The organism is Nannocystis pusilla, from assembly GCF_020073745.1.
GTDB lineage: Bacteria > Myxococcota_A > Polyangia > Nannocystales > Nannocystaceae > Nannocystis > Nannocystis radixulma.
Genome location: NZ_JAIRAU010000027.1, coordinates 184,694 through 207,104 on the forward strand (window position 1 = coordinate 184,694; position 22,411 = coordinate 207,104).

17 protein-coding genes are annotated in these 22,411 nt (G+C 72.9%); 2 read left to right on the plus strand and 15 right to left on the minus strand.

Annotated elements, in window-relative coordinates:
• Nucleotides 1-62: 62 nt before the first annotated feature.
• Nucleotides 63-1,655, minus strand: coding sequence for a M15 family metallopeptidase (locus K7C98_RS19595; RefSeq protein ID WP_224193214.1), 1,593 nt, complete (start codon nucleotides 1,653-1,655; stop codon nucleotides 63-65).
• 443 nt (nucleotides 1,656-2,098) lie between these two features.
• Here K7C98_RS19595 and K7C98_RS44900 point away from each other — a divergent pair, with 443 nt between their 5' ends.
• A complete protein-coding gene (locus K7C98_RS44900; protein WP_224193215.1) occupies nucleotides 2,099-3,973 on the plus strand; it encodes an IgGFc-binding protein in 1,875 nt (624 codons plus the stop codon).
• A gap of 358 nt (nucleotides 3,974-4,331) precedes the next feature.
• The gene (locus K7C98_RS19605; protein ID WP_224193216.1) at nucleotides 4,332-4,883 is read left to right on the plus strand and encodes a hypothetical protein; all 552 of its coding nucleotides are present in this window, start codon (nucleotides 4,332-4,334) and stop codon (nucleotides 4,881-4,883) included.
• Nucleotides 4,884-4,970: 87 nt separating this feature from the next.
• Here the strand turns inward: K7C98_RS19605 and K7C98_RS19610 are convergent, their stop codons facing one another.
• From K7C98_RS19610 to K7C98_RS19675, 14 genes are all read right to left on the minus strand, one after another.
• Nucleotides 4,971-6,101, minus strand: a complete 1,131-nt coding sequence (locus tag K7C98_RS19610) for an isoaspartyl peptidase/L-asparaginase (RefSeq protein WP_224193217.1) — start codon at nucleotides 6,099-6,101, stop codon at nucleotides 4,971-4,973.
• Between the two features lie 233 nt (nucleotides 6,102-6,334).
• Nucleotides 6,335-8,035, minus strand: a complete 1,701-nt coding sequence (gene ybaL, locus K7C98_RS19615; RefSeq protein WP_224193218.1) for a YbaL family putative K(+) efflux transporter — start codon at nucleotides 8,033-8,035, stop codon at nucleotides 6,335-6,337.
• A 539-nt stretch (nucleotides 8,036-8,574) separates the two neighbouring features.
• The gene (locus K7C98_RS19620) at nucleotides 8,575-10,089 is read right to left on the minus strand and encodes a sensor histidine kinase (protein WP_224193219.1); all 1,515 of its coding nucleotides are present in this window, start codon (nucleotides 10,087-10,089) and stop codon (nucleotides 8,575-8,577) included.
• A 407-nt stretch (nucleotides 10,090-10,496) separates the two neighbouring features.
• Nucleotides 10,497-12,011: a M28 family peptidase gene (locus tag K7C98_RS19625; protein ID WP_224193220.1), complete on the minus strand. Its 1,515-nt coding sequence runs from the start codon at nucleotides 12,009-12,011 to the stop codon at nucleotides 10,497-10,499.
• Nucleotides 12,012-12,165: 154 nt separating this feature from the next.
• Nucleotides 12,166-12,333 (minus strand): hypothetical protein, encoded by a 168-nt coding sequence (locus K7C98_RS19630; RefSeq protein ID WP_224193221.1) that lies wholly within the window; start codon nucleotides 12,331-12,333, stop codon nucleotides 12,166-12,168.
• Between the two features lie 193 nt (nucleotides 12,334-12,526).
• The gene (locus K7C98_RS19635) at nucleotides 12,527-13,324 is read right to left on the minus strand and encodes a PAS domain S-box protein (protein WP_224193222.1); all 798 of its coding nucleotides are present in this window, start codon (nucleotides 13,322-13,324) and stop codon (nucleotides 12,527-12,529) included.
• Nucleotides 13,317-14,432, minus strand: coding sequence for an STAS domain-containing protein (locus tag K7C98_RS19640; RefSeq protein ID WP_224193223.1), 1,116 nt, complete (start codon nucleotides 14,430-14,432; stop codon nucleotides 13,317-13,319). The genes K7C98_RS19635 and K7C98_RS19640 overlap by 8 nt, the downstream gene beginning before the upstream one ends.
• On the minus strand, nucleotides 14,389-14,880 hold the full coding sequence (locus K7C98_RS19645; RefSeq protein WP_224193224.1) for an STAS domain-containing protein: 492 nt from the start codon (nucleotides 14,878-14,880) through the stop codon (nucleotides 14,389-14,391). The genes K7C98_RS19640 and K7C98_RS19645 overlap by 44 nt, the downstream gene beginning before the upstream one ends.
• Nucleotides 14,881-15,598: 718 nt before the next feature.
• Entirely contained in the window at nucleotides 15,599-16,561 is a 963-nt protein-coding gene (locus tag K7C98_RS19650; RefSeq protein ID WP_224193225.1) for a hypothetical protein, read from the minus strand.
• 47 nt (nucleotides 16,562-16,608) lie between these two features.
• Entirely contained in the window at nucleotides 16,609-17,988 is a 1,380-nt protein-coding gene (locus tag K7C98_RS19655; protein WP_224193226.1) for a DUF1552 domain-containing protein, read from the minus strand.
• Entirely contained in the window at nucleotides 17,985-19,709 is a 1,725-nt protein-coding gene (locus K7C98_RS19660) for a DUF1592 domain-containing protein (protein ID WP_224193227.1), read from the minus strand. Before K7C98_RS19660 ends, K7C98_RS19655 begins: the two co-directional genes overlap by 4 nt.
• Nucleotides 19,710-19,940: 231 nt before the next feature.
• Nucleotides 19,941-20,819 carry a PAS domain-containing protein gene (locus tag K7C98_RS19665; protein WP_224193228.1) on the minus strand — a complete coding sequence of 293 codons (879 nt, stop codon included), beginning with the start codon at nucleotides 20,817-20,819 and terminating at the stop codon, nucleotides 19,941-19,943.
• A 43-nt stretch (nucleotides 20,820-20,862) separates the two neighbouring features.
• Nucleotides 20,863-21,528, minus strand: a complete 666-nt coding sequence (locus tag K7C98_RS19670) for a class I SAM-dependent methyltransferase (RefSeq protein WP_224193229.1) — start codon at nucleotides 21,526-21,528, stop codon at nucleotides 20,863-20,865.
• On the minus strand, nucleotides 21,512-22,399 hold the full coding sequence (locus K7C98_RS19675; protein ID WP_224193230.1) for an XrtA system polysaccharide deacetylase: 888 nt from the start codon (nucleotides 22,397-22,399) through the stop codon (nucleotides 21,512-21,514). Before K7C98_RS19675 ends, K7C98_RS19670 begins: the two co-directional genes overlap by 17 nt.
• Nucleotides 22,400-22,411 lie beyond the last annotated feature (12 nt).

Consider the following 22,411-nt stretch of genomic DNA (forward strand, 5'->3'; position numbering starts at 1 on the left):
GACGCTGCGGCGCTTCGGGGGGTGAGCGCGAGCGGTCCGCGCCCGCTCGCGCAGAGGAAGGATCAATCGCGGCGACGGCGGCGGGCGAGGGCGCCGAGGGCCAGCAGGGCCAGCGTCGAGGCCGGGGCGCCGGCGTCGCTGCTGCACGCGCAGCCGCCCGCGTCGCCGGCGTCGGCGCCGGCGGTGCCACCGGCGGTGTTGCCGGCGGTGTTGCCCGGGTCGGTCGAGGTCGTGCCGGTGCTCGAGTCGCCGTCCGAGCCGGTGGTCGGCTCGGGGTCGCCGTCGCTGGTGGTCGGCGCGGGGCCGCCGGTCGGATCGCCGCCGGTGGTCTCGTCAAGCTGGCACTCGGGGTCGAGGCTGTCGGGCCAGCACTGGCGATCGTCGAGCTGGTAGACCTCGGGGCCGGGGCCCTTCACCAGCAGCGGGGCGTCCCACACCGGGGTGCCGATCGGCAGGGCGTAGACCTCGGCGGCCGGGAGCGTGACGACGGTGCCGAGGTCGAAGCCCCAATTGGCGGCGACCTCGGGGTTCGGGATGTGGCGACGGCCGGGGCCGTCCTTGAGCCAGACCTCGGGGGTGCCGTCGTCGGCGCGGATCATCTGCGGCGCGGGGTCGATGGCGTCCCACTGGGGGATGGCGAGCAGGGCGGGCTCGTCGACGTTGACGAGCTGCCAGAACAGGTCGAACTTCCACGCGGTGAGGACGTCGGGGTTGGTGACGTGCCGGCGCACGCCGGGCAGCTCGGGCGGAGGGCAGGTGAAGGCGAGCGGGCTCTGGGCCAGCTGCGGGTTGTTCTGGCCCTCGATGTCGATGCCGTAGACGTGGACCGGGTGGCTGGCGTTGTCGCGCAGGCTGTTGGGGATCCCGAGCGAGTAGCCGTGGGCGCACGAGCCGATGACCATGCACAGATCGTCGCGATGCTGGTTGGCGGTGACGGGCTTGCCGACGGCGTTGGGGTCGCCGGCGGGGCCGTTGAAGTAGACGTGGACGTCGATCGCGGCGTCGGGCGCGTCGGGGTCCTGGGCCCAGCCCCACACCCGGTCGCAATCGACGGTGTCGAGGTAGCCCTGCGGCGGCAGGCTGATGTCGCAGATCCCGCCGCCCGGGCCGCCGCCCCACCACTCCCAGTGCCACGGCTCGCCCTGGACGGTCTCGGTGAACCCGTAGGCGCCGCCGTTGGCCGCCAGCCAATTGTACACACCGGGCGTGGCGGTGTTGATGTCGAGGGCGTGGCCGCTCTGGTGATTCGAATAGCCGGGCGAGGCCGCCTGGTTGCAATTGTTGCAGTTGCAGGTCTGATAGCACATCCAGAAGTACTCCTGCTCCTGCATGGTGCGGAAGCCGCTGTTGATGTGCATGTCGACGCCGGCGGCGGCCGCCGCCTCGCGCATGACCCAGTAGGCGTTGGCGGTGCTCTTCTCGACCGGGAGCCCGTCGATGTGGACGACGGTGATCTCGAACGGGTTGCCGCTCATGTAGCCGGTGTCCTTGCTCTCGCCGCAATCGACCGGCGCGGGGTGCTCGCCGACGTCCGGCGGGATTGCGAGCTCGCAGACGTCGGCGGGCAGGTCGTGCGGCCCGTCGCCGCGGGCGGCGGTGGAGGCGAGGGACAGCGCGGCGAGGACCGCGAGGCGAAGGCTGGGCGCGAGCGGCATGGACGCCCACGGTATCACGGGGACGGGCGGGAACCGCAACCCGTGATACCGGGGGCTGGAGACCCCTTCTGCATTCGGGGGATGACGGGGGCGAAATGTGGCGACAGCGGCGGCCTGGCATGATATGTCTTTTGAGACATATCATGAGACTGCGAGAGGGTCGTCACGGCCGTCGATCGGGGTGGTGAGGCCGGCGATCGGCGCGACGAGCGAGGCGGCGAGCAGCCATGAATTCATGGCGAGGAGATGGAGGCGGTGTCACGATCGATCGCGGTCGCCCGGATCTGCGCGCACGCGGGCGCGGCGCAGGCAGGATCGCGGAGGTCGGGGCGAGCGGGTCGCGCGCGACCGGCGGGGCGTCGAGGTCGCGCTCGCGCGCTCATGCGCGGGTGCTCCGTGTCATACTCGGGGCCACGATGCGCAGGATCCATAGGCTTTCCATCGTGACCCTCGTCGCCGGAGCGGTGGCCGCGTGCGCCGGCGGAGAGGGCTCCGACAGCCGTGACGGCAGCGCCACGCAGGTGAACCCGGGGACGCAGGCGACGACCGACACGACGGGGATGTCGACCGTGACGCCGACGGGCACGGAGACGGCGGCCGGCAGCGAGACGGAGGGCGGGAGCGCGTCGGCGACGATGGGGACGACCGAGGCGGTGCCGACGACGGGGCCGACGCCGGACTCGACGACGGGCGAGCCGACCACGGGGGAGCCGTGCGGCGTGCCGCTCGAGTGCTCGGCCGACCTCAAGGGCCTCGAGTGCGAGGGGCAGCCGGTGTCGATGTGCGAGGACGGCGCGTACTGCATCGACGGCGCGTGCGCGCCGCTGTCGCCGTGCGAGGCGGCGGCGCTGCTGCAGGGCAGCGAGGGCTGCGAGTTCTGGGCGGTGAAGACGCAGACGACCAAGACGGGCGGGTGCTTCGCGGCCTTCGTCGCCAACACGTGGGACGAGCCGGTGCACATCGAGGTCGAGTACGACGGGCAGAGCCTCGACGTGGCCGGGTTCACGCGGATCCCCGAGGGCCAGGGCGACAACATCGGCTACGCGCCGTACGACCCGGTGGCCGGTCTGCCGGTCGGACAGGTCGCGCTCGTGTTCCTGTCCCGAGGGCCAGGTGACAACCCGGACTGCCCGGCGCCCGCGGGCGTGGCGAGCGAGACCGAGGTGGCCGGGACCGGGCGCGGGATGGCGTTCCGGATCGCGACCGACCGGCCGGTCGCGGCCTATCAAATGCTGCCGTACGGCGGCGGCTCGGTGGCGATCACGTCGGCGACGCTGATGCTGCCGACGAGCGTGTGGGACACCAACTACGTGGTCGTCAACGCCTATGCCCAGAGCGTGGCGGTGCCGGCGGCGCGGCCGCTGTGGGCGGTCGTGGCCGGCGAGGACGGGACCGAGGTGACCATCGATCCGAAGGTGGCGATCGACGGCGGCCCGGGGGTGGCCGCGGGCGCGGCAGGGGTGCCGATCAAGTACAACCTGGCCCGCGGCGAGACGATCCAGTTCGCGCAGTCGGCCGAGCTGACGGGCTCGCCGCTGCAGGCCAACAAGCCGGTGGGGGTGTTCGGCGGGGCGAGCTGCTTCAACGTGCCGGTGAACGCGTCGTACTGCGACGGGGCGCACCAGCAGATCCCGCCGATCAAGGCGCTCGGCAGCGCGTACGTGGCGGTCCGCTACAAGAACCGGGTCGACGGGATGGGCGAGGAGACGCCGCCGTGGCGGCTGGTCGGCACGGTCGACGGCACCTCGCTGTCGTGGCAGCCGGCCAAGCCGGCCGGGGCGCCCGACACCTTGTCTTTCGGACAGGTGGCTGAATTCACGGCGGCGGGGCCGTTCACGGTGCGCAGCCAGGACAGCGCGCACCCGTTCTACCTGGCCGGCTACATGACGGGCGGGCAGCTGCACGACAACCGCGGCGACCCCGAGTGGGTCAACGTGATCCCGTCGGAGCAGTACCTCGATCGCTACATCTTCTTCACCGACCCGACGTACTCGGAGACCAGCCTGGTGGTGGTGCGGCGCAAGCAGGACGGCGCCTACGCCGACGTGACGCTCGGCTGCGCCGGCAAGCTCGACGGCTGGGCGATGGTCGACGACGAGCACGAGTACACCCGCGTCGACCTGGTGACCGGCGACTTCGAAGACGTCGGCAACTGCTCGAACGGGCGCCACGAGATCGCGAGCACGGGGCCGATCGGGGTCACGGTGTGGGGCTGGGGCTCGAAGGATTCGGCGTTCTACACGCTGAACGTGTCGTACGCGTACCCGGCGGGCGCGGCGATCCGGCCGATCAACGACGTGATGATCATTCCCCAGTGAGCGGCTGCGGCCGCGGGCGGGCGAATGAACCCGAGTTCCGGCGTATGCAGTGACCCTCTCCGTGCGAGCGAGATCGGCGAGGGGCGGGAGCGTCGGTGCGATGTGGGGTCGACGAAACACGTTCTACGCGCGCGATGATTCGAACATGCCGGAGCCAGCTCGGGGCGCCGGCGTCGGCGATGGCCGACTGGAGGTCCTTGCTGGCGAGGCGGGGCTGGCGGCCGGTCATGGCGGGCCGAGGCCGCCGGCGCGATCGGCCGATCGCACCGGTGTGTGTGGCTCGCACCGGCGAAGGGGCGTCGGCCGGCGCCGCTGTCGCGTGCTGTGCAGGCGGGAAAAAGGCGCTATGAATGGGTCCGTGATCCCCGCGCGCGCCGTGAGCCTCGTGCTGGCGAGCCTGGTCGGTTCGACCGGGTGCTGGATGTCGATGCCGGTGCTCGAGTCGTCGGCGGGGATGGTGCCGGCCGTGATCGCACCCGAGTCCGACGCGGCGGTGGCGGTCGGCGAGGTCGACGAGTCGCTCGACGACGTCGACGGCGGCGATCCGTCAGGGCTGCGCGAGCCGTCGGGGCAGCTCGAGGTCGAGGCGGAGCTGGTCGAGGCCCGCAGCGCGCCGCACTGCGGCAAGAGCAAGTTCGTGGTGGTGATGCGCTACGCGGTGAAGCGGGTGCTCGCCGGCACGTACGACGAGCGCGACCTCTACGTCGCCCACATGTGCCCGGAGCTGGGCCTGCCGCTGTGCGGCGGCGGCAAGGGCGAGCGGGTGCGCCACTTCCGGGCCGGCGAGGTGCACCGGCTGTCGCTGGCCCGCGGGACCGGCAGCGGCGCGATCGTCGACAAGTTCACGGACGGCGACGCCGACGAGCTGCCGCGCTACCGCGCCCGCTGCGGGGCGCTCGTGGCTCCGTAGGGCGGGGCGGCGCGGGTGTCCGAAGGTGCATGCTCGTGGGGGCATGCCTGTCGGGACATGCTCGCGGGGACATGTCCGATGCGACGGTCAGGACGCGTGGCCGGAGGCCATGGGCTGGGTGGCGGCGACGCCCCAGCCGCCGCGGTCGACGGCGATGAGGCCGACGTCCCAGCGCGGATCGAACGCGGCCGCGGCCCGGCGGACGGCCTCGCGCGCGGGGGTGCCGGCGGCGAGCGCCTGGTAGACGGTGCGGGCCAGTGCCTCGCGGATGATCTCCTCGCCGTGGCCGGTGCAGGCGACCGCGCCCGCGGGGCCGGCGAACAGGCCGGCGCCGTAGATCGGGACGTCGCCGACGCGGCCGTACAGCGTCACGGAGGTGCCGCCGGTGGAGAGGGTGGCGGCGAAGCGCTGGTCGGCGGTGCGGGCGACGGCGCCGACGGTGTCGCCGCCGTGGCGCCAGGCGACCATGTCGGGCGGCATCTCGCCGGGGTAGTTCCAGTAGAGGCGCCAGTCGGGCTCGGCGGTGCCGGGGGCCTCGACGAGCTCGCGCAGGCGCTGCATGCGGGCGCGGTACTTGGCCTCGGCCTGGGAGGAGCGCGGGACCTCGTCGGGCAGGCCGAGCTTGTGGGCGAAGCGGGTCGCGCCCTCGCCCACGAGCAGGACGTGCGGCGAGTCGAGGACCAGGCGTGCGGCGCGGATCGGGTTCTTGACCCGCTCGATCGCGGCGACCGCGGCGAAGCGCCCGTCGTCGGTCATGAGCGCGGCGTCGAGCTGGATCGTGCGGCCGTCGAGGCGGATGTTGGCGCCGGTGCCGGCGTTGTAGCGCGGGTCGTCCTCGAGCACGACGGCGGCGGCGATGGCGGCGTCGAGGGCGTCGCCGCCCGAGGCGAGGACGTCGCGCCCGGCGGCGGCGGCCCGCTCGGCCCCGTCGGCGTCGGCCAGCGCGGTGCCGACGCCGGCGTGGGTGACGACCAGCGGGCCGGTCGGCGCGTCGGCCCCGTCCTGCACGGGCAAGGCGCGGGCCGGGGGGCTGTCCTTGGGGTCAGGCGAGCTGTCTGCAGGGACAGGCGGGTTGGAGGTGTCCGCACGGACATGTGAGCTGTCCGTGGGGACAGGAGCGGTGGGGCCTTCCGGGGGGGTCCTGGAGCTGTCCTGCGGGGCAGACGGCGCGCCGCAGGCGAGCACGGCGGCGAGGGCGAGGAACGGGCGGAGCTGCACGCGAGGAGCATGCCGCGGCCGGCGTCGGTTGTCGCGCGACAGGTGCCGATGCGGCGGGGGGTCTTTCGATCGCAGCGGCCGGAGGCGCACGGGTCGCCGGGCCCGGTGGGCAGCGGCACGGTTCACCGGGCGCGAGCGTCAGTTGTCGCCGCGACAGGCGTCGCTCCGCTCCGAACGGGCAGGCGGGCAACGGCAAGGCGCTGACGACGGTCGATGGCACCGCGCGGACCGCATCACGGCGGCGCGGCCTGGCTGACGGCGGCGGCGGCGGCGAGGCGATCGTGGTAGGCGAGCGAGTGGGTGGCCATCTCGGCCATGCGCAGGGCCATGACGCGCTCGGCCATCACGGCGCCGTCGGCCCCGTGCTGCAGGAGGTGCTGGACCTCGGCGTCGGAGTGGCCGCGGGCGATGATCGTCATGTCGGGCTTGGCCTCGCGCAGGCGGGCGACGATCTCGCCGGCCTCGAGCGGCTGCGGGATGGCGAGGAGGGCCAGGCGGACCTGGGCGGGGTTGGTCTCGGCGAGCACGCGGGGGTTGGCCGCGTTGCCGCAGATCGCCGGGATGCCCTGCGCCTGGGCGCGGTCGACGAGGTCGGGGTCGTTGTCGAGGACGAGCAGCGGGACGGCGCGCTCGCGCAAGATCTGGGCGATCGCGCTGCCGACCCGGCCGTAGCCGATGACGAGCACGTACAGGCCGGCGGGCGCGGGCGGGCCGGAGGCGACGATCGCCCGCTTCTCGCCGTCGCCGGTGTCGTGGTGCCGCGACCAGCGGTCGAGGGCGGCGAACAGCAGCGGGTTGCAGATGATCGAGAGGATCGCGCCGGCGAGGATGAGGTCGCGGCCCATCTCCGGCAGGAGGCCGAGCTCGAGGCCGAGGCCGGCGAGGATGAACGAGAACTCGCCGATCTGCGCCAGGCTGACGGAGATCGTCAGCGCGGTCGAGAGCGGGTGGCGGAACGCGAGCACGAGCGCCAGGGCGGCCACCGACTTGCCGATGACGATGATGACGAAGGTGGCGAGCACGGGCAGCGGGTGCTCGAACAGGATGTGCGGGTCGAACAGCATGCCGACCGAGACGAAGAACAGCACGGCGAAGGCGTCGCGCAGCGGCAGCGAGTCGCTGGCGGCCTTGTGGCTGAACTGGGAGTCCGCGAGGAGCATGCCGGCGAAGAAGGCGCCGAGGGCGAACGAGACGTCGAACAACAGGGCCGCGCCGAGGGCCACGCCGAGGGCGATGGTGAGGACGCACAGGGTGAACAGCTCGCGCGAGCCGGTGCCGGCGATCCGCTCGAGCATCCAGGGGATCACGCGCCGGCCGACGAGGAGCATGATGGCGACGAAGCCGGAGACCTTGAGGACGGTGAGCACGAGCGAGAGCCACACGTTGCTCGGGACGCTGCCGTCCTCGGCGGGCGCGCCGGCCATGGCGGGCACGAGCACGAGCGCGAGCACCATGGCGATGTCCTCGACGATGAGCCAGCCGACGGCGATCCTGCCGCGCGGGCTGTCGAGCAGGCGCCGGTCCTCGAGCGCGCGCAGGAGGACGACGGTGCTGGCGACCGACAGCGCCAGGCCGAACATGAGGCCGGCGCTCAGCGGCCAGTCGAGCAGCCACGCGAGGCCGGCGCCGAGGCCGGTGGCGAGGACGATCTGGGCCACGGCGCCGGGGATCGCGATCGACTTCACGTCGAGCAGGTCGCGCAGCGAGAAGTGGAGGCCGACGCCGAACATCAGCAAGATGACGCCGATCTCGGACAGCTGGGTGGCCAGCGCCTGGTCGGCGAGGATGCCCGGGGTGTGCGGGCCGACGACGACGCCCGCGGCCAAATAGCCGACCAGCGGGGACAGCCGCACGCGCGCGGCCAGGGCACCGAGCGCGAACGCGAAGACGAGGCCGGCGGCGATGGTGTCGAGCAGGGGGGTGTGATGCAACATCGCTGCCTCGCATGCTAACCGCGGCGGACCGGGCCGCTGACGTGGTGATTCGCGGCAGCCACGTTTCATGCTTGCCACGATTCCGAATGCGCGCGAGCCGGCGGCCTGGCGAGGGCGGCCGTGGTGCTACGAATCGCGGTCGAGCCCGCTGGGACGAGCGGCGCTGACTCGCAGCGCGTGGCGCGAATCGCCGGTCGGGCGCGACGAGCGAGCGTACGCGGGCGAAAGGTGTGGCCGGCCTCGCAACGCCGCGAGGTCGGTGGATCGCCGGGCCTGCCGCGCAGCGGCGGCGAGCGGTCGCGCGGATGTCCTTACGGTCATGTCACGTGCCGGCGTCGGCCGCGGCGCGGAGGCCGATGCGAGGACCGTGCGACGATATGCGTGGGTCGGCCAGCCCTGGCCGTGGCGATCGTGTGCGAGGGGATCGCCACGACCTTCCTGCGCGACACCAGCGGCGAGCGCGCGGTGTGGTGGGCGGTTCCGGTCGTGGCCGGCGGCCACGAAGAACATGTCCGTGGGGACATGTCCGATGGAACGAATCAGCGGGCGAGCGGGAGGGTGAACGAGAACACGGTGCCGGCGGCGGGGTCGCTGTCGACCCACATGCGGCCGCCGTGGGCGTCGACGATGCTGCGGGCGATCGAGAGGCCGAGGCCGAGGCCCTTCTTGCCGCCGCGCGTCGCCGACCAGAACGGCTCGAACACGTGCGGGAGGTCGGCCTCGTCGATGCCGGGGCCGTGGTCGGCGACGGCGAAGCGCAGCTCGTGATCGACGACGGCGCCGGTGACGAGCACGTCCTGACCGGAGGCGCTGAACTTGATGGCGTTGTCGAGGAGGTTGCCGAACAACTGGGCGATCCGGAGCGGGTCGCAGAACAGCGGGGCCTCGGCGAACTGCAGGTCGACGACGAGCTTGACGCCCTTCTTGTCGGCGAGCGGCCGCTGCAGCGCGAGCGCCTCGTCGACGAGCTCGCGGGCGTCGGCGATCTCGCGCTCGAGGACGGTGGTCTGGCCGGCCTGGGCGCCGGCGAGGTCGAGCAGGTTCTCGGTGAGGCGCTCGATGCGGGCGGCGCTGCGCTGGATGATGGCGACGTTCTCCTCGGCGTCGCGGATCTTCTTGACGAGCACGGTGGCGCCGAGGGTGATGGCGCTGAGCGGGTTGCGGAGGTCGTGCGAGACGACGGTGAGCACGTCCTCGCGGGCCTGGCTGGCCCGCAGGGCCTCGGCGTGCTGGCGGGCGTTGTCGAGGGCGAGGGCCATGCGCCCGGCGATCGCGGCGACGAGCTCGAGGTCGCGGTCGTCGAGGCGACGGGCGGCCAGCAGGCGCAGCACGCCGAGGGCGCGCCCGCGGGCGATCAGCGGCGCGAGCAGGCCGGCGCGCAGGCCGAGCCCGCGGACGGCGGCGGGCGCCGCGGCGAGCGCGGAACCGAGGTCGCCGACGAGGACGGGGCGGCTGTCCTGAAGGACATCCCACGCGCGGTCGAGGAGCGGGAAGACGTCGTGGAGCGGACGCTCGCCGGCGAGGGCGGTCGGGTCGGCGAGGGCGAGGGCGCGAAGTCGCAGGTCGTCCTCGCCCGCGACGGTCGAGACGAGGCAGACGTCGCCGAGCCGCGGGACGAGGAGGTCGGCGCCGAGCTGCAGCAGGTGGTCGCCGTCGAGAGACTCGAGCAGGACGTGGCCGGCGTCGGCGAGCAAGCCGGCGGCGTCGCGCCGGCGGCGCTCGGCAGCGACGTCGGTGAGGACGGCGACGGCGGCGATGACGGCTCCGCCGCCGTCGCGCACGGGGACAGCGCGCACGTGCACGTGGGTGACGGCGCCGCCGGCGGCGGTGTGACGCAGGTCCTCGTCGACGACGGCGCCGGCGAGGCTGCGCGCGAGCGGGTGGCGCCGCGGGTCGTCGGAGAACGGCGCGAGCAGCACGGCGGCGGAGCGGGTGGCGGCCACGATCGCGCCGTGCGGCGGGGCCGCGACGACGACCTCGAGGGCGGCGAGAGCGGCGAGCGCGTCGACGATCCGGCGCGCGGGATCGGAGAGGAGAGCGGCGGGCTCGCGCATGTCAGCCCAACGTAGCACCCGTCGTCGACGCCCTCGCCGCCGGTAGACAGCGCCGCACGCGGAGGCGTCGCCGACGATCGGCGCGAGCGCTGCGGAGCCGGCGCCAGCCCCTGCGCGGCGCGCCGCGCCCGGCGAACGCCTGCGAGGCGGTGGGCGAGACGAGGTCTTCAACGCCGATCGGCGTGCGCATCGCAGCGCTCGCGCGCCGACGTCGGCGATCGTGCAGCGTGGCGATCGCGGTGCGACAGGCGTCACTCTCGCAGAGCTCGTCGAGGTGCGCCGATGTCGACAGTGCGACGGTCATCACAATCGTGACGACGCAGATCGATCACGGGGCGATGGTGACGAGGCGGGGAGACGGCTCGTCGTGCGCACGACCCGGTGCGACGACGACGGCCCCGATGGTGTCAGCGGCGATCGTCGCAGTGCTCGGGCGGGTGCGCGTCGCGGGCGGCGCGGGGGGCGGGCGCGTCGGTGTCGGAGGGCGGCAGCGGCGGGTCGTTCAGGGCGAAGGCCTCGAGCACGTGCGCGGTGGCGCGGGTGTTCTCGAGCAGCGCGTCGCGGCTGTAGTTGTCGCGGTCGTCGCAGGCGGCGTGGTAGCAGGGGTCGTAGGCGACCTCGGCCTCGCCGCCGAACAGCGCGGCCTCGTGGGCGCTCTTGCGGGCCTCGGCGCCGGTGAAGAGGCCGCCGGCGGCGATGTCGCGGCGGATGAAGGCCCAGTAGTCGGAGCGGCCGTCGAAGGGGGTCTCGCGGGTGGGGACGGCGAGGCCGGCGAAGTAGTCGGTGAACGCGGCCTCGATCGCGGCGGAGCCGGCGGGGCCGGCCTGCTTCCAGGCCGAGCCGTCGCCGTCGTAGATGAAGCGGACGGGGTTGGGCGAGGCGATCATGTCGAGGTTGAGGTAGAGCGCGAGCCGGGCCCGCTCGGCGGCGGTCAGCGACTCGACGTGGAAGGTCGAGCCGAGCAGGCCGAGCTCCTCGGCGCCCCAGAAGGCGAAGCGGACCTGATGCCGCAGCTCGCAGCGCGGCAGGGCGCCGGCGATGCCGAGCAGGGCGGCGACGCCGGAGCCGTTGTCGTTGACGCCGGGGCCGGCGAGCACGGAGTCGAGGTGCGCGCCGAGCATGACGATCCGGCCGCTGGCGGTCGGCGGGGTGTCGGCGATCACGTTGACGGTCTCGCGCACGACGGCGGCGCCGTCGACGACGAGGTGCAGCTGCAGGCCGCTCTGCCGGGCGAGCGCCTCGCCGAGCGCGTACGGGAGGGCGACGACCGGGATGGTGCTCCGCGCCAGGCGCGGGGCGAACAGCGGCAGGCGCTCGGGGATGTCGCCCTGGTTGAAGTAGACGACCGCGGCGGCGCCGGCGAGGACGGCGTTGTCGACCTTCCGCTGGTGGGTGCAGCCGCCGCGCTGCACGAGGGCGATGCTGCCGGGGAAGAAGCCGGCGAAGTCCTCGAGGGCGCAGGCGCTGGAGGATTCGTTATCTGGCCCGAAGGACAGGTCGACGGGGATCACCGGGCCGGCGATGTCGCCGCTGGCGGAGAAGAGGGCGACGCGGAAGTCGACGCCGGCGACGTACTCGCGCGCGGTCGGGCTCGCCTGCAGCAGGCGCGGCGGGGCGAGCAGCTCGAAGTCGTCGAAGGTGAACGACTCGCGCCGGACGTCGAGGCCGGCGGCGGCGAGTTGCCCGGCGACGTAGTCCGCGGAGGCGGAGAAGCCGGGCGAGCCGGCGGCGCGGGTGCCCGCGTGCTGCTGGCCGAGGTCGGCGAGGGCGAGCAGGTGCTGCTCGAGCACGGCGAGGTCCATCGACGCGGCGAGCGGCGCGGGGCAGCCGGCGGGGCCGTCGTGCGGGGCCGGGCAGGCGAGCGCGCTCGCGGCGAGGACGAGCGCGCAGGCGGAGCGGCGGACCCGGGGTTCGTGGGGCACGCGACGAAGATAGCCGATCCGGCGCGCGCGACGGCGGCGAGCGAGGGCGCGCGTCTCGCTGTGCGGACGCCGCGTCAGGCCGGGCAGGAGCTGCGCAGGGGACTCGGAAGGGACCGGTCTCTCGCAGGGCCGGCCCCTTCCGAGCGCGTGCTGGTCACGCGGGTGGGGAGTGCGTGCGGATATCGAAGTCGTGGTCTGGCGGGCAGATCCAGCGGTACTCCTCTTCTTCGTCCTCGTCGCCGACGTCGATGTGGACGCAGTCGACGAACGGCACCGCGATCGCCAGTCCCATGAATGGACCGAACATGAGTCTTGTCGCCATGCGAGTGATTCCCTGCGGGAGACAACCTAGCGGGTGCCGCCGGCGCGGCAATGATCGATGATGACCTCGGGCACAGTGTCTCCACGCGGTCGACGACGCTCGCGGCGCGAGGTCGGCGGCCTCGCGCCCGAGCTCGCGGCGCGGCGGCCGGCGCGGTGATTGTGGACATGCTCCTTGGAGCATGTCCGTTCGGTCATCCAGAAGCGGTCGCGCGCTCCTGGCGGACGGCGTAGCCGAGGTCGCGCAGGCAGAAGCGCAGGCCCTCGCGCAGGCTGCGGAGGGTGACGACGCCGGGGAGGCCGAGCCCGAGGCTGACGATGATCTGGGCGACCGAGGGCTGGATCCCGGTGATCACGCAGCGGGCCCCCAGGAGGTGGACGGCGCGCATGACCCGGAGCAGGTGGTCGGCGGTCGCGGTGTCGACGATGTCGACGCCGGTGAGGTCGACGATCGCGAACTTGGCGCCGGTGCGCGACACGGCGGCCAGGAGGGCGGTCTTCATGTCGGCCGCGCGGACGCTGTCGACGAGGCCGACGACCGGCATGGTGAGGATGTCGTCCCACACCTGAATGATCGGAGTCGACACCGCGGCGATCAGGGCCTCGCGCCGGATCTCGCCGAGCCTGGCGTCGACGGCGTCGGCGGCGTCGGCGGCGACGATCGGCCGGGCGACGGCGCAGATCGGCTCGCCGGGGCCGTGCGGGGCCAGGGAGGCCCACTCGAGCGAGACGTAGGAGCCGTCCTTCTTGCGGTAGCGGTTCTCGAAGCGGACGATGTCGCTGCCGCCGGCCAGGCGCGCGGTCGCGGCCAGGGTGGCCTCGCGGTCGGCGGGGTCGACGAACTCGATGAACGGGGCGCTGCGCAGCTCGTCGAGCGTCCAGCCGAGGACGCGCTCCCACGCGGGGTTGAGCTCGACGAAGAAGCCGTTGTTGTCGGCGGTGCACAGGAGCTCGTCGCTGAGGCTGAAGAAGCGGCGGTGGAGGTCAAGCATGGCGGCGGCTCCTCACGGGCTCGGCGAGGCAGGACTTGAGGGCCTCGCGCAGGTTGGCGAAGGTGCGGATCCCTGACAGATCGATGCCGAGGTCGACCAGCGTCTGCGCGACCGCAGGGACGATGCCCGACAGCACGCCGTGGGCGCCGAGCAGCTGGACGGCGCGGATGATGCGGACGAAATTGTCGGCGGTGGCGGCGTCGATGGCCTCGACGCCGGTGACGTCGAGGATGGCGAAGCGCGACTTGGTGTCGATGATGGTGGCGAGCAGCTTCTCCATCAGTCGACTGGCCCGCTCGGCGTCGATGCCCCCGACCAGCGGGACGGCCAGCACCTCGTCCCACAGCTGGACGATCGGGGTCGACAGGGCGACGATGGCGACTCGCTGCTGGGCGATGATGTCGAGCTTGTCCTGCAGCTCGGTGAGCATGCGGTCGCGCTCGGCGAGCGCGCGCTCGCGAGCGCTCGCGCTGGCCTTGAGGTCGGCGAGGAGGCGGTGCAGGTCGGCGTTGGTCGCCAGGCCGGCGTCGGCGAGGGCGGCGAGTTCGTCGGACACGGTGCGCGGCGACGGCTCGACGACGAGCTCGTCGTGGGGGTCGCCGTCGGCGATGAACCGCGTCTGCCGCGGCCAGCAGGTGCAGCCGAACAGCTTCTGGCAGAAGCCGGTGAACTTGCCGGCGACCAGGCCGATGCCGTAGTTGAGGGAGGTGGTCCGCTGGATCGCGCCCTCCCAGCCGTTGTGGATACGGAACGTCGCTCTCCGCGCCTCGCGGTCGAGCGCGACGAGCTCCCACCGGCCCCAGCCCGCCGAATATGCGTACTTGGCGAGCTGGGCGAAACCGGCCTCGAAGCTGGGTTGCGCGGCGATGATCCCCCAATCGTCGTCGATGCTGCGCTGGCCCTCGGCCAGCATCATCAGCGAGAATCGATGCGGCCCCAGGGTGGTCAAGAACCCGATAAGGAGGCGCGCGAGGGAGGAGTCGCGGAAGAAGGCGACGCTGGGTACGTCAGCGATCGTGAAGCTGCCGCGTTCGAGGTCCCAGCGGTATTCGAGGCCGCATACTTCAAGCGTTGGTGTCTCGATGAGGCGATGGGGGTGAGTGTCCATGGCTAGGTTCTCCTGATTCGGACAGGGGGGGAGCGAGCGCTTCGAAGTCGAGGTCGTGCAGCCGGGGCTCGACCCCGAGGAGCTCGAGCGCGTCCTCGAGGGTCAGGGCGGTGCGCAGCAGGCGGAAGTCGATGCCCATGGTCTGCAGGGTGATGGCGATCGAGCCGCTCATGCCGCAGAGGACCGTGGGCGTGCCCATCAGCCGCGCCGTGGCGGCCAGGCCGGCGACGACGTGGCAGAGGTGGCTGTCGATCGTCCACAGGCCGGTGACGTCGATGACGAGCCCGACCGCCGCGCTGTCGCGGATCGTCGCCAGGACGTCGTCGACGAGCGCCGCGGCGGCGTCGTCGGTGATGTCGCCCTGCAATGGGAGGACGAGCCGACCCCACAGGCGTATGACCGGCGTCCGGTATTCGATGCGCATCCTGTCGTCTTCGGCGATGGTCATGTCCACCTCGATGTCCGGCCGACGACGGCGCTCGCCGGCCCATTGCGCCGCCGCCGTCTCGACCTGCGATGTTCGTCCCAGGGCAGATCGACCGCGGTGAACAACTCACCGCATTGACACCAATGTGGCAGACGGCGGGCCCAGGTGCAATCGGAATCATCGCGGCGAGACGCGGCCGTAGCGGCGACAGGGCGCAAATCGTTCGGCCGCGGCCGTGATCGTGGTCCCCGGAATGCGCGGTATTCGCAACCGCGGAACAATGGACAATCACCGTACTGCACTGTCAGGAGCGCCGACTGCGATCGTGCAATGTTGCAACGGCGGCGAGCGATGAGGGTCGGAGGGGACGGGCATTCGCCAGAGTTGGGTGCCGCGAGGGCTCAGGGTGGTACCCAGCGCATTTTCAGCCCGCGGGGAAACCCTCGTGGGAATGCATGGTGCAAGTGCATCGGCCGGGCGGGATCACGGCGAGGTGAAGCGTCGCGGCGCACCACGAGGTCGCGAGGTCGCACGCGAGCGCGGGGGCGCGGTGCGAGCCGCGACGCGGTCGCGCCGGCGAGGCGGCGCAGGCGGGTCGAGGAGGCGCGACACGGGGCCGGCGAGGAGGCGACGCGGGCGGGCCGGCGAGGCGGCGCAGGCGGGTCGAGGAGGGCGCGACGCGGCGGTCGGCCGGTCCGGACGCCAGCGCGGGATCAGCCCGGCGCCGCGGCGCGAGCGATCACGGGGCGGCCCACACGTAGCCGGCGACGGCCTCGTACTGGTAGCCGAACATGGCGACGGCGTTGTCGCGCTCGGCCTCGCTCGTGGTGTAGAAGTGGTCGCCGCTGCCGTAGAGGCGGAACAGCGGCACGGCGCCGCACTGCGGGTCGGTGGCGATGTGGCCGAGGGCGCCCTCGGGCGTGGCCGCGTTCTCGCAGGTGCCGCTGGTGGTATAGAAGCGGCGGCCGTCGCCCTTGAGGCAGCGGTAGAACGGGACCAGGCCGGCGCCGGGGGCGGCGTACAAATAATAGAAGTTGAGGAACTCGGGCACGAAATCGCCGGACATGGCCTCGGCGGCGTCGACGGTGTAGAAGTGGCCGAGCGTCGGGCTCGCGGCGCGGTGGACCCCGACGCGGCAGCCGGGCAGGGCGCCCTCGTCGCACTGGCCGTCGCAGTTGTCGTCGAACAGGTTGCACAGCTCGGGCTTGTCGGGCTTGCAGACGAGGCCGCACATCTGCCCGGGGGCGAGCTGCTGCTCGCAGCCGTTGTTCGGGTCGTCGTCGCAGTCGAACCAGCCGTCGTCGCACTTGCCGATCGCGCAGGCGCTCGCGCTGCAGGCCGCGGTGGCCTGCGGGATCACGCAGCTCACGCCGCACTGGCCGCAATTGGCCGGGTCGGTGGCGAGGTCGACGCACTGCACGCCGCAGATCGTCAGCGGGTCGCACTCGAGCGGCGGGTCGTCGCTGCCGGCGGTGACCGGCTCGGCGGTGGAGGTGGGCGCGACGTCGGTGGTGGCGGGGTCGCCCGTGGTGCCGACGTCGGTGGTGGAGTCGGGGGCGGCGGTGGTGGTGTCGGCGGCGTCGCTCGTGCCCGGGGCGGTGCCGGGCGAGACGGTCGCGCTCGAGCTCTCGGTCGCGGCCTCGCCGCCGGCGCAGGCGGGCAGGGCGAGGGCCAGCGCGGCGAGGCATGCCCGAACGGACATGGCCCCGAGACCAGGGTGATGAGGCCAGGTGTTTTGGGGCATGGCGCTCAGGCCAGGATGCCGGTGAGGTGCTCGGTGGTCTCGCCGCCGTTGAAGCCGTAGCTGGGCGTGTCGATGCCGAGCGCGCGCAGGATCGTGACGTGGACCTTGCACAGGTTGCCGCCCTGCTCGCGGTAGTGGTAGCCGCGGACCAGGGCGCCGCCGCAGCCGCCGGCCAGCACCACCGGCATCTCGGCGGTGCTGTGCTTGTAGCCCTCGCCGTACTCGGACACGCCGTAGACGCAGGCGCGGTCGAGGACGCTGACGCCCATCGGGTCGACGGCGGCGGCGAGGTGGTCGAGCAGGCGGGCGAAGGCCAGCATCTGGTACTCGGTGATGCTGCGGACGTACTCCCACTGGCCGTCGTGGCAGACCTGGTGCATCCCGTTGGGGACGCCGAGGTTGTTGAACACGTGGGTGGTGGCCGGCGAGCTCAGCATGAACGAGAACACGCGGGTGAGGCCGCAGTTGAGCGCGGCGGCCAGCAGGCCGGCCATGATGTCGGTGCGGGCGATCAGGTCGGCGGAGTCGCCGGGCGCCGCGGGAATGATATCACATGTCCCGGAGGACAGGTCGAGGCGGCGCTGGACCTCGCGCAGGTGGTCGAGGTGGGCCTCGAGCCGCTGCTTGTCGGTGCCGCCGAGGCGGCCGCGCAGGCCCTCGGCGTCGGCCAGGACGGCGTCGATGAGGGTGACCCGGCGGGTCAGCGCCATCAGGTCGGCCGGCACGTCGAACAGCATCGAGTAGAGCTGCGCGGGGCTGTGCACTGCGGCCACCGGCGAGTCGGGGCCGGTGAACGAGATCGCGTTCCAGTGGCCGTAGTCGTGGAAGCGGGCCTCGCTGACGCCGAGGCACAGCGAGCGGAACCGCGACGGCGAGTTGCCGTAGAACTGCGCGTGGGTGGCGACGTACTGGTCGAGGGTCGGCCGCAGGCAGGTCAGCGTGTGCGACGGGTGGTCGAAGCCCTCGGGGCGGATCCGGTCGCCGGTCATGGCGACCATGAAGCCGCGCATGTGGCCGTCGCTCTGGCCGTTGTCGGGCTGCGGGACCTCGGTCTTGGGCTCGAGGCCGGTGGCGACGCTGACCTTGTGGGCGGCCAGCGGGGCGAGCAGCGGCGACGGGGTGAAGTCGGCGCCGACGGTCGGCGGGGTCCAGACGTCGCCGCCGGGGCTGTTGGCGCCCTGGTCGGCGCCGTGGCCGGCGTGCCACGGGACGCCGTTGGCCCAGTAGAACAGGCCGAAGATCGGGTCGCCGGTCGGATCGCCGGCGTGGGCCTCGCCGAACATCGCCTCGAGCGGGGGCAGGGCGAGGGCCACGGCGGCGCCGCCGATGGCGCCGCGCAGGACGGTGCGACGCGAGAGGGGCGGTTTGCGGATCACGAAGCTCATGCGTCGGTCTCCTCGGCGACGGTGCGGAACGCCTCGCTGACGACGAGGTCGAGCAGCAATTGCTTGAAGCGGTGGTCGGCCGCGATGAAGCGCTGCTCGAGCGCCTCGAGGGCCGGCTGTTCGGACGGTTCGGCCAGGCGCCCGGTGGCGTGGCGGTACAGCTGGTTGACGATGCAGCGGCCGACGCGGGGGTCGGTCTTGAGCGCCTCGGCGAGGTCGCGCGCGCCGTCCAGCGGGATGTTGTCGAGGTTGCCGCTGGCGTCGATCGGGTAGCCGTTGTCGAGCGTGCGGTAGGCGCCGATCGAGTCGAAGTGCTCGAACAGGAACCCGGGCGGGTCGATGATCGAGTGGCAGCCGGCGCAGGTCGGGTCTTTCTGGTGCTGCTCGAGCTTCTCGCGCACGGTCTGGGCGTCCATGGTCTCGTCGTCGCCGAGGTCGGTGTCGACGTCGCCGGGCGGCGGCGGGATGATCTGGCAGAGGACGCGCTCGCGCAGGTACTTGCCGCGGTTGGTCGGCGAGGTGATGGTCTCGTGCGCGTTCATGGTGAGGAAGGCGCCGAGGGTGAGGATGCCGGCGCGGGGGCCGTCGGCCGGCATCTCGACGGGGACGAAGGTGATCGGCGAGGCGCCCTCGGCGGCGACGTCGTAGAGCTTGGCCAGCTCGGCGTTGACGAAGGTGCGGCGGGTGCTGAAGAGCTGGCGGATGTCGCTGTCGCTGCGGTGGATCAGGTCGTCGACGAGCAGCTGGACCTCGGTGCGCATCGACCTCGTCATGGTCGGGCTGAACATCGGCCAGCGCGTGGGGTCGCGGGTGACGTGGTCGAGCCGCGCGAGGTCGAGGTACTGGGCGAAGAACTCCTGCAGCGCGACGCGGGCGCGCGGGTCGTCGAGGAGACGCTCGGCCTCGGCGAGCAGGCCGGCGTCGGTGTAGAGGTCGCCGTTGCCGGCGGCGTCGAGCAAGAGGTCGTCGGGCGGGCCGTTCCACAGCAGGAAGGAGACGCGGGTGGCCATCTCCCAGCCGGTGAGGCGCAGCCGCGTGGGGTCGCCGGGGTCGGGCTCGCCGAGCTCGACGCGGTAGAGGAAGTGCGGCGACTGCAGGATGCCGGCGACCGCGAATTGCAGGCCGCGCCAGGCGTCGCCCTGCGACAGCTGATTGGCCACGTCGGTCCAGCGGGTCAGCTCGTCGGCGGTGAACGGGCGGCGATAGGCGCGGCGGCCGAAGGCGCCGAGGAAGCCCTGCACGCAGGCGTCGCCGGGGGCCGCGGGCACGCAGCCGACGAGGGCCTCGCGCCGCGCGGGGTCGTCGAACACGGCCCGCGAGAGGTGGTCGGCGGCCTCCTCGTACTGCTGCACGCCGAGCTCGGAGATGAAGGTGCTGGTGGCGCCGATGTTGTAGAAGAGATACGGGTTGGTGTCGGGCTCGAGCGGGGTGCCGGGCAGGCCGGGGCCGAGCAGGTGCTCGATCGCGTTGCGGTACTGCGACACGGTGAGGCGCGGCAGGACCGGCTCGGCGGGGGCGAACGGGTCGCCCGGATCGCCGTCGCTGTCCGATTCGCCGTCGGTGCCGGTCGGCGCGCCGGTGCCGGTCGGCCCGTCGCTGTCGCCGGTGTCGGCGGTGTTGCTCGCGGCCTGGTCGCTGTCCGCGGCGGGGTTGTCGTCTTGGCAGGCGCTGCCGAGCAAGATCAGCGCGCCGGCGATTCCGAGCCGAGGGAGCCTCACCATACGACTCGAGGTTCTAACACGGATCGCCACGGGCCCGCGGGCCCGCGCGTGCGGACGATGCTGGCCTCGCGGACAGGTCAGGCGCGGGCGAGAGCGGGCCCGGTTCGTCTGCGCGTGGTGGATGGGCCCCATCAGGTGGGTCCCGAGCGAAGGCAGGGTCGCGGCGAGCTCGGGACGGATCCCCGCGAGCAGGAGGCGTGCGCCGGCGCGGCGACGCGGACCTCGCGGGGGTCAGGCGCGAGAGCGGACCAGGGTCGCCTGCGCGTGGCGGATGCCGTCCTGCAGGGTGCCGCGGGTGACGAGGCCGGCCAGGTCGGCGGCGAGCGAGGCGAGCGTCGCGGCGACCTCGGGGCGGATCCCCGTGAGCACCACGCGCGCGCCCAGCAGGCCCACGGCCCGGGCGGCCCGCACGAGCGCGTCGGCGACCGCGTCGTCGACGACCGCGACGCCGGTGACGTCGAGGATCACGACCTGGGCGCGGGCCCGCTGCACGCCCTCGAGCAGGGTCTGCATGACGTGCTCGACGCGGACCCGATCGAGCCGGCCGACCAGCGGCATGACGACGATGGCGTCGCTGATCGGGATCAGCGGGGTCGAGAGCCGGAGGAGCGCGGCCTCGTGGGCGCGCAGCAGCTCCTGCTGGCGCAGGCTCTCCTGCAGCAGCAGCTCGTTGCGCTTGCGCTCGGTGACGTCGCGGCACACGAGCACGACGGAGTCGGGCGACAGCGGCGAGATGTTGGCGGAGAACCACACCTCGCGGTCCTCGAGCGGCATGCTGTAATCCATGCTGACGACGCTCTGGCGCTCGAGGGCCTGGCGGATGTGCGCGAGGAAGAAGTCGGCGGCGGCGGCGGGCATGACCTCGTGCATGCGCCGGCCGATCAGGTCCAGCGAGGGGCGGTAGAGCAGGTCGGGCGCGGTGTCGCCGATCCGCAGGTAGCGGCCGTCGCGGTCCATCACCAGGACGACGTCGGTCATCGCCCGGAACATCGCCCGCAGCTCGGCCTCGGACGGCCGCAGGACGGCGAGCTCGGCCTCCAATTCGGTGACGCGTCGGCGCAGGTGCGCGAGCTCGGCGATCGGGTCACAGGCGGATTCGGGCGCGGTCACGCGGCGATCTTACCGCGTCGCAATGCGCGAGCTCGACGGACGCTTAAGCAGAGATTGGGGTGACGGTGACGAAGTAGTCGCGGGCGATCGGCTCGATGGCGAAGCCGGCGCCGGGGACCGACTGCAGCAGCGCGCGCAGGCGCGCCGGGGTGTACAGATAAAGTGGGCAGCGATTGCGGTAGCGGAGCCGGCGCTGCCAGGCGAGCAGGCCGCCGGCGGCGGGGAACGAGAAGAAGGCGCGGCGGCGGGTGAAGCCGACGATCTTGCGGACGAGCGCCGCCGGGTCGGCGACGTAGTCCATGAATCCCATGACGACGACGTAGTCGAACGGGGAGTCCGGCTGCCAGCGGTCGACGTCGCCGACGAGGAACTCGCAGCGATCGGCGACGCCGGCGCCGGCGCCGTGCTCGCGGGCGCGGGCGATCATGTTGTCCGCGAAGTCGATGCCGACGACGCGGCCGGCGCCGCGGCGCGCCAGTTCGACGGCGTAGTGGCCGGGGCCGCAGCCGATGTCGAGGACGCTGGCGCCCTCCACCGGTTCACAGCCGGCGAGGGTCCGCTCGAAGCGCAGGCGCATGCTGGCGCGGAAGAAGCGGTTGACGAGGGCGTTCCACGGGGTGTGCTCGTTGCCGTAGATGGCGTCGAAGCGGCCGGCGTAGCCGTGGAAGAAGTCGCGGGTGCGAGCGGTCGAGTCAGTGGAAGCGCTCATCGGCGAGCTCGGCTCCGTGGCGCGACAGGTAGTCGCGGAACGTGGTGAGGGGGAAGTCGCGGAAGATCCGGCGCAGCTTGGCCTCGGTGGTGGCGAGGTTGACGTACGACTTGAAGCGGCGCACCGCGCTCATCGGCAGGCGCGGGTGGTCGGGGTCGACCTCGCGCGGGTGGACATAGAAGACGACCGGCCGGCCGTCGCGCTCGACCCGGCGGGCCATGTGGTGGATCGCGGCGTAGGGGAACAGGCGCAGGTAGCCACCGCCGAAGAAGCACATGCGCCGGCCGAGGGTCTCGGTGACGGAGATCGGGAACTCGCCCAGCCGCCCGGACGGGTAGCTGCGCCAGTGCGGGGCGGTGCGGGCGGTCTTGAGGCCGCCGTGGCCGTGGGCGGCCGGGAACACCGAGGAGTCGTAGCGGTAGCCGGCCTCGAGCAGGGCCTCGAAGAACCAACCTGTCCCTTCGGACAGCGAGAAGCCGGGCGAGCGGTAGCCGTCGACGGCGGCGCCGATGGTGTCCTCGAGGACATGTTTTGCGCGGGCGACGTCGGCGAGGAACTCGGCGCGGGTCTGGCGGTGGACGAGCTGGTGGTCGTAGCCGTGCGAGGCGACCTCGTGGCCGCGGCGGGCGGCCTCGCGCGGCAGGTGGGGGAAGCGGGCGGCGACGTAGCCGAGGAAGAAGCAGGTGCTGCGCACACCTGTCTCGTCGAGCAGGTCGAGCAGGCGCAGGAAGTTGGCCTCGACGCGCGAGGGCAGGTCGTCCCAGGCCGCGGGCGGCGGGGTGGCGGGGACGTCGAGGATGTGGAACCAGTCCTCGACGTCGATCGAGAAGATGCTCGCGCGCGGGGCGGTCGACGGCGACGGGCTGGTCATGCGCCCCGGCAC